Below are 13404 nucleotides of genomic sequence, written 5' to 3' on the forward strand. Positions count from 1 at the left end.
GATCCGCTCCTTCTCCCGATTCCAGAGACCCTACGCCGGGCGGGAGCACCCCGGAAGAGGCGCTCCCGCCACAGCTCAGCCCGCGCCCGCCGCCGCCCGTACCGCCCGGCCGGTCAGCACCTCGGCCAGGTGCCTGCGGTAGTCCGGCTGGGCGTGCAGGTCGGCCGGCGGCGCGGTGCCGGCCGCCGCCTCCGCGCACGCCCGGCGCACCTGGTCACCCAGCTCCGCGCCCCGCAGCGCGGCCTCGGCGGCATGCGCGCGCACCGGCGTCGGGCCCATGTTCGTCAGCCCGATCCGGGCCTCGGCGATCGAGCCGTTGGATCGCCTGACCGCCGCCGCCACGCCGACGATGGCCCACGCCTGCGCCGTCCGGTGGAACTTCTCGTAGTGGAAGCCCCAGCCCGCGCCCAGCTTCGGGATCCGCACCCCGGCCAGGATCTCGCCCTGCCGCAGCGACGACTCCAGGTAGTCGACGAAGAAGGCGGCGGCCGGGATCTCCCGCTCGCCCTGCTCGGAGGCGGCCACGAACACCGCATCCAGCGCCAGCGCCACGGCGGGCAGGTCACCGGCCGGGTCCGCGTGCGCCAGCGAGCCGCCGAACGTGCCCCGGTGCCGGATCGCCGGATCGGCCACCTGCGCCACCGCCAGCGCCACCAGCGGGCAGCCCGCGTTCACCACGGGCGAGCGCATGACCTCGTCGTGCGTGGCCAGCGCGCCGATGTGCACGTGGTCGCCGCGCTCGTGCACGCCCTTCAGCTCGGCCAGCCGGCCGATGTCCACCAGCTTCGACGGGTAGGCCAGCCGCAGCCGCAGGAACGGCAGCAGCGACTGCCCGCCCGCCAGCGCCTTGGCGTCCTCGTCGGAGGCGAGCTCCCGGCACGCCTCGGCCACCGAGCCGGGCCGGACGTAGTCGAACTGCGCGGGGATCATCCCTGACCTCCTTCCCGCTCCTGAGCGGCCAGAGCCCGCCAGACCCGTTCAGGAGTGCACGGCATCTGGATGTCTCGGACGCCGCGCGGGCGCAGGGCGTCCACGACCGCGTTCACCACGGCCGGGGTCGAGGCGATCGTGCCCGCCTCGCCCACGCCCTTGACGCCCAGCGGATTGCTGGTCGCCGGGGACTCGGTCCGGTCGAGCGCGAAGTCCGGCAGGTCCGCGGCCGACGGGAGCAGATAGTCGGCCATCGTGGTGGTCAGCAGGTTGCCGTCGGCGTCGTACACGGCCTCCTCGAACAACGCCTGCGCGATGCCCTGCGCGATGCCGCCGTGGAGCTGGCCGTCCACGATCAGCGGGTTGATCACCTTGCCGATGTCGTCCACCGCCACGTACGAGCGGATCCGCACCATGCCCGTCTCGGTGTCCACCTCCACCGCGCACAGGTGGGTGCCGTGCGGGAAGGAGAAGTTCTCCGGGTCGAACGTGGCGTCGGAGTCGAGCCGCGCCTCCACCCCGTCGGGCAGGTCGTGCGCCGTGAACGCGGCGTTGGCCAGCTCCTGGATCGTCCGGCGCGACTCGGTGCCGCGCACCGTGAACGTCCCGGCCTCGAACTCCAGGTCGTCGGGGGAGCACTCCATCAGGTGCGCGGCCAGCCTGCGGGCCTTGTCCCTGACCTTCTCGCACGCCCTGACCACCGCGACGCCGCCCACGGCCAGCGAACGCGAGCCGTAGGTGTCCATGCCCTTGGGCACGATCGCCGTGTCGCCGTGCAGCACCGCGACGTCCTCGAACGGCACGCCGAGCGCGTCGGCCACGATCTGGCTCCACGCCGTCACGTGGCCCTGGCCGTGCGGCGTCGTGCCGGTCGCGACCTCGACCTTGCCGGTGGCCAGCATGCGCACCGACGCGTGCTCCCAGCCGCCGGCGCCGAAGTTCGCCGCGCCCAGCAACCTGGACGGCGCCAGGCCGCACATCTCGGTGTAGGTGCTGACGCCGATCCCGAGCTGCACCGGGTCGCCCCGGTCGCGCCGGTCGTTCTGCTCGGCCCGCAGCTTGTCGTAGCCGAACAGCGACAGCGCCCGTTCCGTGGCCGCCTCGTAGTTGCCCGAGTCGTAGGTCAGGCCCGAGATCGTGGTGAACGGGAACTCGTCGTGCCTGATCCAGTTGCGCCTGCGCACCTCCACCGGATCGACGCCGATCTCGGCGGCCAACTCGTCCATCACCCGCTCGATGACGAACGTGGCCTCGGGACGTCCCGCGCCCCGGTAGGCGTCCGTGGGCATCTTCGTGGTGAACACGCCCGTGCAGGCGAACTCGTACGCGTCCATCTTGTAGATCGCGTTGCACATCTGCGCGCCCAGCGTGGGCACGCCCGGCGTGAGCAGCATCAGGTACGCGCCCATGTCGGCCAGCAGGTCCACCCGCAGCGCGCGGATCCGCCCGTCGGCGTCGGCGGCCAGCCGGACGTGCTGGATCTGGTCGCGGCCGTGATGCACGGTCAGGTTGCCCTCGGAACGCGTCTCCAGCCACTTGACCGGTTTGCCGAGCCGGCGGGCGAGCAGCAGCAGGAGCACCTCCTCCGCGGTGACCTGCAGCTTCGAGCCGAACCCGCCGCCAACGTCGGGCGCGATCACCCGGAGCTTGTGCTCCGGGATGCCGGTGACCACGGCCAGCATGACCCGCAGCACGTGCGGGATCTGCGTGGCCGACCAGATGGTGAACGCCTCGCCGTCGGTGTCCACCAGCACCGCCCGCGGCTCCATCGCGCTGGGGATCAGCCGCTGCTGCACGTACGTGCGGTCGATCACGACGGGCGCGTCCCTGAACGCGGCCTCGACGTCACCCGAGGTGAGCTTCATGCTGAACGCCTTGTTGCCCGCCTCGTGCACCTTCGGGCCGTCGTCGGCGAGCGCCTGCCGCATGTCGACCACGGCGGGCAGCGGCTCGTAGTCGACCTCGATGGCCTCCAGCGCGTCGGCCGCGCGGTAGCGGTCGGTGGCGACCACGCAGGCCACGGCCTCGCCGACGTAGCGCACCTCGGAGACCGCCATCGGCGGGTGCTCGGGGATGACGATGTCCTCGGTGACCGGCCACGCGCACGGCAGGCTGCCCTGCTCACCGGCGAAGTCCTGGCCGCTGAAGGCCGCCACGACCCCGGGCAGGTCGCGCGCCCCCGACACGTCGATCCGGGAGATCCTGGCGTGCGCCATCGGGCTGCGCAGGAACATCACGTGCAGCACGCCCGGACGCGACAGGTTGTCGGTCCACTGCGTGCGCCCCGTCAGCAGCTTGGCGTCCTCCTTGCGCCTGCGCGCTCTGCCGACCTCCTGGACGGTCATGGCGTGTTCACCGCCCGCCCCATCTCCTGCGCGCCCCTGCGGACCGCGCGCACGATGTTGCAGTAGCCGGTGCAGCGGCAGAGGTTGCCCTCCAGGCCCTGCCTGATCGTCTCCTCCGACGGCTCGGGATCGTTCCTGAGCAGGTCGATCGCGGCCATGACCATGCCGGGCGTGCAGTAGCCGCACTGCAGCGCGTGCTCTTCGTGGAAGGCCCGCTGCATCGGGTGCATCGAGCCGTTCGTGCCGTTCGTGCCCAGGCCCTCGATCGTGACGACGTCGCAGCCGTCGGCCTGGACCGCGAGCACCGAGCAGCTCTTGGCGCTCTTGCCGTCGAGCATGACCGTGCAGGCTCCGCAGTTGCTGGTGTCGCAGCCCACGGGGGTGCCGGTCCTGCCCAGGCGTTCTCGTAGCAGATGGACGAGCAGGAGCCGTGGTTCGACGTCCTCCTCGTACTTGATCCCATCGACGGTGATGGTGATTCGGGGCATACGTCCTCCCTCAGGAGCAGGGGGAAAGGCGGACACTCCGAACCTACGCCGGGGTATTCCCCGGTCAAGGGTTACTTGCCGCGCGCCATCCGCGCGATGATGGCCACCAGCCCGGCGAAGGCCAGTCCCACCACCATCACCGGCACCAGGACCAGCGGATCCGTGATCGAGCGGGTCACCACCAAGATCCCCAGAACGACGAAGAGCACGCCGCTCAGCAGGGCCATCCAGTCGGTCCTGTGCAGCCGCCGGGGCCGCTCCACCTCACGCGGCACGCCGCACCTCCATGTCGCCGAAGCCGCCCCTCAGGTTCAGCTTGATCGTGGACAGCTCGCCCTTCGGCTTCACCTCGGGCTCCAGCACCTTGCTGGTACGGATGTCCACGCCGCCCCTGAGCGACTGGTCGATCACGATGTCACCGATCTTGTTGCGGGCGTTCACCTCGACCCGTGCCGTGGGAGGCACGATCACCACCAGCTCCCCGGCCGAGACCGCGGCGTTGATCGTGACGTCCGACCCCGGTGGCAGCTCCAGCTCCGACAGGTCCAGCAGGCCGTCGCCCAGCCCGACGTCGAAGAGCTGGCTCGCCTCCGTGATCGTGGTCGGTGTCCACTCGGTCGGGCCGATGTTCCTGGGCATGCCGCCGAGCAGCAATCCCATGCCGACGATCAGCGTGACCGCGGTGCCCGCGGCCACCAGCCCCGCCCCCCGGCCCCACCAGGCGGCCACCAGCAGCCCGGCGCCGATGGTGATGAGCATGGCGCCGAAGACGATGGTCGGGCTCACTCCGGCGGCCGACCTGGCTTGGACGGCCACGACGATCCCTCCAATGATCAACGAGAGCAGGATGGTGAGGAAGCCGATGAACGACCTCTGCCGCCGCCGCTTGGGGACCGGACGGCCGTACCGCGCCGGGTCGTACGGGGAGTAGCCGCCTTCCCTCCTGGCCGGGTCGAGCGGCTGGAAAGGACCGTTCGGGGCGAACGGCTCGTCGTAGCTGCGGTAACCGATCTCCCGCGCCGGAGCGGGCCGCGACTCGCGGATCTCCTCGGCGGGCGACGACGGGGTGAGGGTCTCGTGCACCGCCGTGGCGTCGTTCGCCACCTCGTACGCCGGGGCCGGCCGGGCCGATGGGACGGCCGGCGGGGCGTTCGCGGCGGGCGGCGGCGTGGCGGGGCGCTGCACCGGGATCGTCGGCGACGCCGGCGCGACGTCCGGCTCCGGGAGGCGTACGGGGGCGGCGGGCTCCGGCTCCGCGGCCCGCATGGGGGCGGCGGCACCCGGGTGCATGGTGGCCCCAGGGTCCGGCTCGGCGGCCCGTACGGGGGCGGGCGGCGCGGCAGCCGTCGGTGCGGGGCTCTCGTCGGAGGCCGCGTCCCGCTCCCGGTCGCGCCGCCGGCTCAGCCGCTCGGGCATGGAGCGGGCCAGCGCCCGCAGGTCCACCCCGCTGGCGTGCGCGGCCAGCAGGGAGACGGCCAGGAACACCCCGACCACCAGCGTGCCCGCGTCCAGCCACACCGTCGCCAGGTTGATCGCCAGGCCGAACCCCAGCACCGCCGTCAGCAGCGCCATCACGGCCTCGGCGTCGAAGTCGCGCCGGGTCCACTGCTCGATGAGCCCCGGCCGCCCGTTCGGCTCCTTCATCAGCAGGTACGCCGCGAGATAGACGAACAGCCCGATGCCGGAGCCCAGCAGGAGCACGACGAAGCCCGCCCGGAACACCACCGGATCGATGCCGGTGTGCCGCCCGAGGCCCGCGCACACTCCCATGAGAAAGCGTCCCTCGCTGCTACGTCGCAGCTCCCGGGGAGGAGCGGCCGGTTGCCTGGGCGGAGCTTCTGTCATGGGTACCATCGTGGACCTACGCGTGCGGTACTCGCATCCGGGACACCCCTGAGCCGACCCGGGGGTTGGTCCCTGATGCCCGCATGACCTCCGACATGTGACGATGGCGATGTTATGGCAGACCAGAAGACACTCGCCGAGCAGAGCGGCGACAAGCCTTACCGCCGGATGATGCGCCCCATGGAGGGGCGCCTGCTCGGCGGTGTCGCCCAAGGGCTGGCGGCACAGCTCAAACTCGACCCTGTCGTCATCCGCCTGATGTTCGTGCTGCTCACCGTCGTCGAGGGCGCCGGCGCGCTGGCGTACGCGGTGTTGTGGATGGTGTCGCCGCGTGAACCGCACGAAGGGCACCCGCCGCAGCGTGACTGGAGCCAGCTCGCCGCGTTCAGCGCGATCGGCGCGGCCCTGTTCCTGTTCACCTGGCTGACCGGGGCCAGCCAGGGCGGCATCGGCATGTTGCCGTTCGCCGTGGGCGGGATCGGCGCGCTGATCCTGTGGCAGCAGGCCGACCCCGCACGCCGCAGTAGCTGGGTGAGCGGCGCGTCGCGCAGCATCAGGAAGAACCGCGTGCGCACGCTGCTCGGCATCGGCCTGGTCGTGGTCGGCGCGACCGGCTTCCTGGCCGCTGAGGGCGAGCTGCCCCAGGTCAGGGACAGCCTGCTGTTCACCGTCGTCGTGGTCGGCGGCCTGCTGGTGATCGCCGCGCCCTGGCTGGCCGGCCTGTGGAAAGAGCTGCAACTGGAGCGCCGCGAGCGCATCAGGCAGGAGGAGCGGGCCGAGGTGGCCGCCATGGTGCACGACTCGGTGCTGCACACCCTCACCCTGATCCAGCGCGTCGCCCACGACCCGCGCGAGGTCTCCCGCCTGGCCCGCTCGCAGGAGCGCGAGCTGCGCAACTGGCTCTACCAGCCCGCCCAGGACGCCGACGCCACGGTGGCCGCCGCCGTCCGCAGGATCGCGGCCGAGGAGGAGGACTCCCACGGCGTGCCCATCGAGGTGGTCTGCGTCGGCGACATCGACCTCGATCCGCCCGGCAAGCTGGCCGCGACGCTGAAGGCGGCCAGACAGGCGATGGTCAACGCGGCAAAATACTCTGGAAGTCCCTCTATCTCCGTCTACGCGGAGGTTGAGGGGGAAGAGGTCACGATTTTCGTGAAGGATCGTGGCAAGGGGTTCGACCTCGAGGCGGTGCCGCTCGACAGGATGGGGATCAGGGAGTCCATCATCGGGAGAATGGAACGTCACGGTGGTACGGCCAGAGTACGTACCGAGCCCGGTGAGGGCACGGAAGTGATGTTGACGATGAAGGTGGAGAAGGCATGACGCGCGTACTGATCGTCGATGACCATCGGCTGTTCCGGTCGGGCGTGCGCGCCGAACTGGGCGACTCGATCGAGGTCGTCGGCGAGGCCGAGGACGTGGAGACGGCGGTCAAGGCGATCGCCGCGCACCAGCCCGACGTGGTCCTGCTCGACGTGCACATGCCCGGCGGCGGCGGCCAGGAGGTGCTGCGCCGGGTCCTGGGCTCCGGCTCCCAGGTCCGCTTCCTCGCGCTGTCGGTCTCCGACGCCGCCGAGGACGTCATCGGCGTGATCAGGGGCGGCGCCCGCGGTTACGTGACCAAGAACATCAGCGGCAAGGAGCTGACCGACGCCATCAACCGGGTGGCCGAGGGGGACGCGGTCTTCTCGCCCCGGCTGGCGGGGTTCGTGCTGGACGCGTTCGCCTCGTCGGAGGCGCCGTCCATCGATCCCGAGCTCGACTCGCTGACGCAGCGGGAGCGGGAGGTGCTGCGGCTGATCGCGCGGGGGTACGCGTACAAGGAGATCGCCAAGGAGCTGTTCATCTCGGTCAAGACGGTCGAGACGCACGTCTCGTCCGTGCTGCGCAAGCTCCAGCTCTCCAACCGCCACGAGCTCTCCCGCTGGGCGACCGCGCGCCGCCTCGTGTAGCGGCCGCGCGGGTGCCCGTGGCTTTTCTTCCGTCACGCGCTGCCGTGGCTGGCCACCCGCCGTACTCCGGCTGACGGCCCTCCAGGAAACGGCCGCTGAGCCCGTCACCGGTGGCCCGCCGTGACGCGAGCCCAGCTTGCCCGGTTACGTGGTGAACCCTTGGCTATTGGACATTCCTGTCGGTAGTTGAGCCGTTACGGGATAGTTATCGACGTTTTGAGCACGAATCACTGCTCTCTGTTGTCTCACTAGGAGGTAGTCGAAGCACAAAGTCCAGGAGTAACCCCTTGAAGCGCGTCACCCGGATGCTTCCGGCACTGGTGGCACTGATCGCCGCGACGGCATGCGCGGCCGAGAGCGCCCCCGTCCCCCGGGAGCGGGCTGCGGCCCAGGTCAGCACTGTCCCCGCCGCCGCTGCCGCCGCCCCGACGAAGGCCCCCACGCCGGAGTCCACGCCTCCGTCCACGAAGAAGATCAAGGTCGGCATCGCCGACATCACCCCCATGGGGGAGAAGAGCGAGAAGGTCGGCGTCGGCTTCCCGATCATCGTCACCTTCGACCGCGACGTGAAGGACAAGGCGGCCGTCGAGTCGATCCTGGAGGTCGAGTCGGAGGAGCCGCACGAAGGGGCCTGGCGCTGGGTGTCGGCGCGCAAGGTCATCTACCGGACGAAGACGTACTGGCAGCCGTACCAGAAGGTGCTCTTCAGCGCGCGACTGTCCGAACTGCCCGGCAACACCGGCGCCAAGAACGTCTCGCGCAGGTTCGCCGTCGGCGCGAAGCACATCTCCGTGGTGGACACCCGCAAGCACGTGATGAAGACCTACCGCAACGGCAAGCTGGCCAAGAAGATCCCGATCAGCGCCGGCAAGGGCGGCCTGGTCAGGAACGGCGTGGACGTGTACCTGACGACCAGCGGCGTGCACCTCACCATGGGCAAGAAGGCCGTCGAGACCATGACCTCCTCCTGGATGGGCGTGACGGACCCCAAGGACCCGCGCTACTACAAGGAGGAGATCCCGTGGGCGGTGCGCATCTCCGACAGCGGTGAGTACGTGCACCAGAGCGCCGGCTACTACCAGTACCTCGGCCGCTCCAACCAGAGCCACGGCTGCGTACGCGCCACTCCCGCCGGTGCCAAGTGGTTCTACACGATCGCCCAGCGCGGCGACGTCGTGAAGATCACCGGTACCAAGCGCAAGCTCCAGTGGAACAACGGCTGGAGCTACTGGCAGCTCAACTGGACCCAGTGGAAGAAGGGCAGCGCCCTCAAGGGCTGACCTCCTTCGCCGGAGCAGGGCCGCCCACCACAGCGGGAACGGCCCTGCTCAGACGCGGATCCGCTCGCCACGGGGTGGTGCCCGCTACTCGGCTGCGTGCGGCCCGCTACACGGCGTGGCCCCGGGCACGAAGGTCAGAGCTTCTCCAGGGGCGCGTAGGCCAGCAGCAGCGTCTTCTCCCCGCCGCTGCCGAAGTCGATCTTGACCTTGGTCTTCTCCGCGACCCCGTCCACCGACACCACCGTGCCCAGCCCGAACGCGTCGTGCGAGACCCGGTCACCCGGCGTCAGGGACGGTATCTTGCGCCCGCCCGCACCGGAGCTCTTGGCCGCCGGGGCCGGACGGGCCGGCTCGCGCCGCGTGGCCGCGCTCCAGGCGGACTTCTCGGGGTCGGTACGCCAGTCGATGAGCTGCCCCGGCACCTCGTTGACGAACCGGGAGGCCGGATTGAACGACGGCGCCCCCCAGGAACTGCGCACCGCCGCCCGCGTGAGGTACAGCCGCTGCTGCGCCCTGGTGATGCCGACGTAGGCCAGCCGCCGCTCCTCCTCCAGCTCCTTGGGCTCGCCCAGCGACCGGATGTGCGGGAAAACGCCGTCCTCCATGGCCGTCAGGAACACGACCGGGAACTCCAGACCCTTGGCGGTGTGCAGGGTCATCAGCGTGACGACCCCCTGCCCGCCGTCGGCGTCGGGGATCTGGTCGGCGTCGGCCACCAGCGACACCTGCTCCAGGAACTCCACCAGCGTGCCCTCGGGGTTGGCCTCCTCGAACTCGGAGGCCACGGAGATGAGCTCGTTGAGGTTCTCCAGGCGGGACTCGTCCTGCGGATCCTCGGACGCCTCCAACTCGGCGCGGTAACCGGTGGCCACCAGCACCTCCTCCGCCAGCGCCGACGGCGGCATGCCCGCGCCCTTGGCGATCAGCTCCTCGACGAGCGCGACGAACTCGCGCACCGCGTTGAGCGAGCGCGTGGCCATCCCGTACGCCTCGTCGGCCCGGCGCAGCGCGTCCCAGTAGGAGATGCGCTCGCGCGAGGACAGCGCCTCGATCGTCGCCTCGGCCCGCTCGCCGATGCCGCGCTTGGGCACGTTCAGGATGCGCCGCAGCGAGACCACGTCGTTGGGGTTGGCCAGCATCCGCAGGTAGGCCAGCAGGTCCTTGACCTCCTTGCGCTCGTAGAAGCGCACGCCCCCGACCACCTTGTACGGCAGACCGGTGCGGATGAAGATCTCCTCGAACACGCGGGAGGCCGCGTTGGTGCGGTAGAAGACCGCGACGTCGCCCGGCTTGACGCCCTCCTCGTCGCTGAGCCGATCGACCTCCTGGGCCACGAACATGGCCTCGTCGTGCTCGTTGTCGGCGACATAGCCCACGATCTTGGGCCCGTCGCCCTGGTCGGACCAGAGGTTCTTCGGCTTGCGCGACTCGTTGCGAGAGATCACCGCGTTGGCGGCGGCCAGGATGTTCTGGGTCGAGCGGTAGTTCTGCTCCAGCAGGATCGTGCGGGCGTCGGGATAGTCGCGCTCGAACTCCAGGATGTTGCGGATCGTCGCGCCACGGAAGGCGTAGATGGACTGGTCGGCGTCGCCCACCACGCACAGCTCGGACATGTCGGCGCCGGAACGCACCAGCTCGCCGTCGTCGGTGCGCAGCTCGGGATGCCCGACCAGCTCCCTGATCAGGATGTACTGGGCGTGGTTGGTGTCCTGGTACTCGTCGACCAGCACGTGCCTGAACCGCATCCGGTAGTGCTCGGCCACGTCGGGGAAGAGCTGGAACAACGTCACCGTGTTCATGATGATGTCGTCGAAATCCATCGCCCCGGCCTCGGTCAGCTTGAGCTGATAGGCCTTGTACGCCTGCGCGAGCGTCTTCTCCAGGTGCGAGCCCGCCCGGTCGAGCGCCGTCTCGTAGTCGACCAGCTCGTTCTTGAAGTTGCTGACCTGCGCCGAGAACGAACGCGGCGGGTAACGCTTCGGGTCGAGCTCCATCTCCCGGCAGACCATGGCCATGAGCCGCTGGGAGTCGGCCTGGTCGTAGATCGAGAAGCTGGACGGGAACCCCAGCCGCTTGGCCTCCCGCCGCAGGATGCGCATGCAGGCACTGTGGAAGGTCATCACCCACATCGCCTTGGAACGCGGCCCGACGAGCTTGTCGATGCGCTCCTTCATCTCCTTGGCGGCCTTGTTGGTGAAGGTGATCGCCAGGATCTCGCCCGGATGCGCCGCACGCTCGGCCAGCAGGTAGGCGATGCGGTGCGTGAGCACCCGCGTCTTGCCCGACCCTGCTCCGGCCACGATGAGCAGTGGACTGCCATGATGGATCACGGCCTCGCGCTGCTGCGGGTTGAGGCCATCGAGCAAGGGGTGGTCAACAGAGACTTGGGTCGGCACCTACCTAGGTTAAGACGCTCCACCGACAAACGGTGCCCGGAATGCCTTCGACGGGGTGCCGGTTGTCCTCCATTGAAGGTCAGAAAGGGGACCCCATGCTGCCGGAAACCGAGATCAACCGCGTACTCGTCGTGACCGCTCACCCCGATGACGCCGACTTCGGCTCCGCGGGGAGCGTGGCGCTCTTCGTGGACAGGGGAGTGGAGGTCACGTACCTGCTGGTCACGGACGGGGACGCGGGCGGGAACGAACGTACCCTGGACAACTCCGGCATGGCCGAGCTGCGCAGGACCGAGCAGATCGCCGCCGCCAAGGCGGTCGGGGTCACCGACGTGCGTTTCCTCGGCTACTCCGACGGCCAGGTGGTGCCCTCGCTGGAGCTGCGGCGGGCCATCGCCAGAGTCATCAGGCAGGTCAGGCCCGACCTCGTCATCACCCACCACCCCGACCGCAACTACAACTTCATCGCCCCCAGCCACCCCGACCACCGCGCCGTGGGCGGCGCCACCCTCGACGCGGTCTACCCGGACGCGCGCAACCCGTACGCGTTCCCGGAGCTGATCAAGGAGGAGGGGCTGGAGGCGTGGACCGTACGTGAGGTGTGGCTGAACGGGGGCTCGACGCCCAACCACTGGGTGGACATCACCGGGTCCATGGACCGCAAGCTCGCGGCCTTGCAGTCGCATGTCAGCCAGGTCGCACACGTGGACGGCTTCGCCGACTTCATCAGAGGCCGCTTCGCCGCGTGGGCGAAGCAGGCCGGGTTCGGCGAGGACCGTTACGCGGAGGGCTTCCAGGTGGTCCCGACGGCCTGAGCCGATACGTGGCTCGTCACGGCCAGACGGGGTTCCTTGGACGCCGGGGCGTCACGTGCCTTGCGGGCTCGTGTCGTGCTCGAGCTGTCACGTGCCTGTCGAGGCTCGCTTCACGGTGAGCCGTCGCGGGCATCCGGGGCCTGCGGGACCTTGTGGGGCCGGTGGGCTCGTGCGGCACAGGGTCGTCCTGAGCCTGCCGGGCTCGTTCGGTACCGGGTTGTCACGGGGCCGATCGGTATCGGGGCCGGTCGGGCTCGTATGGCGTCGCCGGGCCGTCGTGGGCCGGTGGACCTCGGTTTCCAGAGCGCCGAGGAACTCGGCCCCTGCGTGGAGTTCGGCCCCTGCGTCCCGGAGAAGCTCGGCTCTCAAGGCACCGAGCCTGGCGGCACCACCCACAACGAGGGTTGCCCGGTCACCTCCGAGATGATGTCGAAGGCATGCCCGTAGTGCAGGATCGTCGCCCCGTGCACCTCGGCGCAGGCGGCGATCAGCAACTCGTTCGGTCCGATGCCCCGGTGCTGGGAGATCTCGACGAGTTGCCGCTGCACGGCCATGGCCCGCGCCTGCACCTCCTGGTCCACCGGGAGCAGGATGCACTGGCGCTGGGCGTGCAGGATGCGCTGGTAGTGCGCGTAGTCGCGGGCGCTGTAGAGCACCTCCAGATCGATGACGCTGCAGGTCGCCACCGTCCGTGACGCGAAGAGCGGCTGGAGCGCCTTGGCGATCACCTCGCTGACGCGGATGCGCGCGAGGGCGCTCTTGTCCAGGAGGTACATCAGTCCTGTCGTTGCCACACAAGCTGTGTGATCTCCGGATCCAGCAGATCCGGGCTCCCCTCCGTGCGCCAGAACTCGAACGCCCTGATCGCACATGCTCGATCCGCGTCCCTGTCGACGACCACTCGCAGCGCGGCGTGGACCGTTTCTCTCATGGTCGGCGTGCCCAGCTTCTGCTGAGCCGCCTCCAGGAGCTCCTTGTCGATGTCGATTACCGTACGCATGCAACACCACCTCCGAACCTCCGGCTTGTACGAGAAATGCGTGAACTGAAGAACGCGCTCATCCCACGTGGGCGCGGGCCTTGAAATGAGGCGCCGGGAAGACGCTAAAGCCTGCGAGGGACCAGGCCACGGCGTGATCGGGTCAGCGGGGGAGAAAACGATGCCGGGGGGCGAAAACCTTAATCCCGCACCGAGCGAAGATCCACCCCGGTGACTGTGGGCGCTTACTTTCCGTGTCCACATTTCAGGGTCGGGCGGGATGGAACGCACATATCAGGCACCACCCCGATTTCGGCGGCCTTCGTGAGCAGGAACCGCTTTCGGCGGGCCGTAACGGCGGGGCCAGCGTCACC

Annotated in this window: 12 protein-coding genes; 4 read left to right on the plus strand and 8 right to left on the minus strand. The window is 69.8% G+C overall.

The window, feature by feature from the left end:
• Positions 1-75 precede the first annotated feature (75 nt).
• The 5 genes from FAF44_RS28255 to FAF44_RS28275 form a co-directional block, all read right to left on the minus strand.
• The gene (locus FAF44_RS28255) at positions 76-930 is read right to left on the minus strand and encodes a xanthine dehydrogenase family protein subunit M (protein WP_237106324.1); all 855 of its coding nucleotides are present in this window, start codon (positions 928-930) and stop codon (positions 76-78) included.
• A complete protein-coding gene (locus tag FAF44_RS28260; protein WP_237106325.1) occupies positions 927-3275 on the minus strand; it encodes a xanthine dehydrogenase family protein molybdopterin-binding subunit in 2349 nt (782 codons plus the stop codon). Before FAF44_RS28260 ends, FAF44_RS28255 begins: the two co-directional genes overlap by 4 nt.
• The gene (locus tag FAF44_RS28265) at positions 3272-3763 is read right to left on the minus strand and encodes a (2Fe-2S)-binding protein (protein ID WP_237106326.1); all 492 of its coding nucleotides are present in this window, start codon (positions 3761-3763) and stop codon (positions 3272-3274) included. The genes FAF44_RS28260 and FAF44_RS28265 overlap by 4 nt, the downstream gene beginning before the upstream one ends.
• Before the next feature lie 71 nt (positions 3764-3834).
• A complete protein-coding gene (locus FAF44_RS28270; protein WP_237106327.1) occupies positions 3835-4038 on the minus strand; it encodes a hypothetical protein in 204 nt (67 codons plus the stop codon).
• Complete coding sequence (locus tag FAF44_RS28275) at positions 4028-5617, minus strand: PspC domain-containing protein (protein WP_308193393.1); 1590 nt, start codon at positions 5615-5617, stop codon at positions 4028-4030. Before FAF44_RS28275 ends, FAF44_RS28270 begins: the two co-directional genes overlap by 11 nt.
• 105 nt (positions 5618-5722) lie before the next feature.
• Here FAF44_RS28275 and FAF44_RS28280 point away from each other — a divergent pair, with 105 nt between their 5' ends.
• The 3 genes from FAF44_RS28280 (at position 5723) to FAF44_RS28290 (ending at position 8840) form a co-directional block, all read left to right on the plus strand.
• On the plus strand, positions 5723-6931 hold the full coding sequence (locus FAF44_RS28280; protein ID WP_237106329.1) for an ATP-binding protein: 1209 nt from the start codon (positions 5723-5725) through the stop codon (positions 6929-6931).
• Complete coding sequence (locus tag FAF44_RS28285; protein ID WP_237106330.1) at positions 6928-7560, plus strand: response regulator transcription factor; 633 nt, start codon at positions 6928-6930, stop codon at positions 7558-7560. Before FAF44_RS28280 ends, FAF44_RS28285 begins: the two co-directional genes overlap by 4 nt.
• A gap of 287 nt (positions 7561-7847) precedes the next feature.
• Positions 7848-8840: a L,D-transpeptidase gene (locus FAF44_RS28290; protein ID WP_237106331.1), complete on the plus strand. Its 993-nt coding sequence runs from the start codon at positions 7848-7850 to the stop codon at positions 8838-8840.
• Between the two features lie 134 nt (positions 8841-8974).
• Here FAF44_RS28290 and pcrA read toward each other — a convergent pair whose 3' ends face one another.
• Positions 8975-11206 (minus strand): DNA helicase PcrA, encoded by a 2232-nt coding sequence (gene pcrA / locus FAF44_RS28295; protein ID WP_237106335.1) that lies wholly within the window; start codon positions 11204-11206, stop codon positions 8975-8977.
• A 125-nt stretch (positions 11207-11331) separates the two neighbouring features.
• Here pcrA and FAF44_RS28300 point away from each other — a divergent pair, with 125 nt between their 5' ends.
• Positions 11332-12051 carry a PIG-L deacetylase family protein gene (locus tag FAF44_RS28300; RefSeq protein ID WP_237106332.1) on the plus strand — a complete coding sequence of 240 codons (720 nt, stop codon included), beginning with the start codon at positions 11332-11334 and terminating at the stop codon, positions 12049-12051.
• A 365-nt stretch (positions 12052-12416) separates the two neighbouring features.
• On the opposite strand, the gene FAF44_RS28305 is transcribed toward FAF44_RS28300, so the two are convergent.
• Together FAF44_RS28305 and FAF44_RS28310 are read right to left on the minus strand one after the other, a co-directional pair.
• Positions 12417-12845 carry a PIN domain-containing protein gene (locus tag FAF44_RS28305; protein WP_237106333.1) on the minus strand — a complete coding sequence of 143 codons (429 nt, stop codon included), beginning with the start codon at positions 12843-12845 and terminating at the stop codon, positions 12417-12419.
• Positions 12827-13051 carry a type II toxin-antitoxin system VapB family antitoxin gene (locus tag FAF44_RS28310; protein WP_237106334.1) on the minus strand — a complete coding sequence of 75 codons (225 nt, stop codon included), beginning with the start codon at positions 13049-13051 and terminating at the stop codon, positions 12827-12829. Before FAF44_RS28310 ends, FAF44_RS28305 begins: the two co-directional genes overlap by 19 nt.
• Between the last annotated feature and the right edge of the window lie 353 nt (positions 13052-13404).

The sequence above is a fragment of the Nonomuraea sp. MG754425 genome (genome assembly GCF_021699195.1).
Taxonomy (GTDB): domain Bacteria; phylum Actinomycetota; class Actinomycetes; order Streptosporangiales; family Streptosporangiaceae; genus Nonomuraea.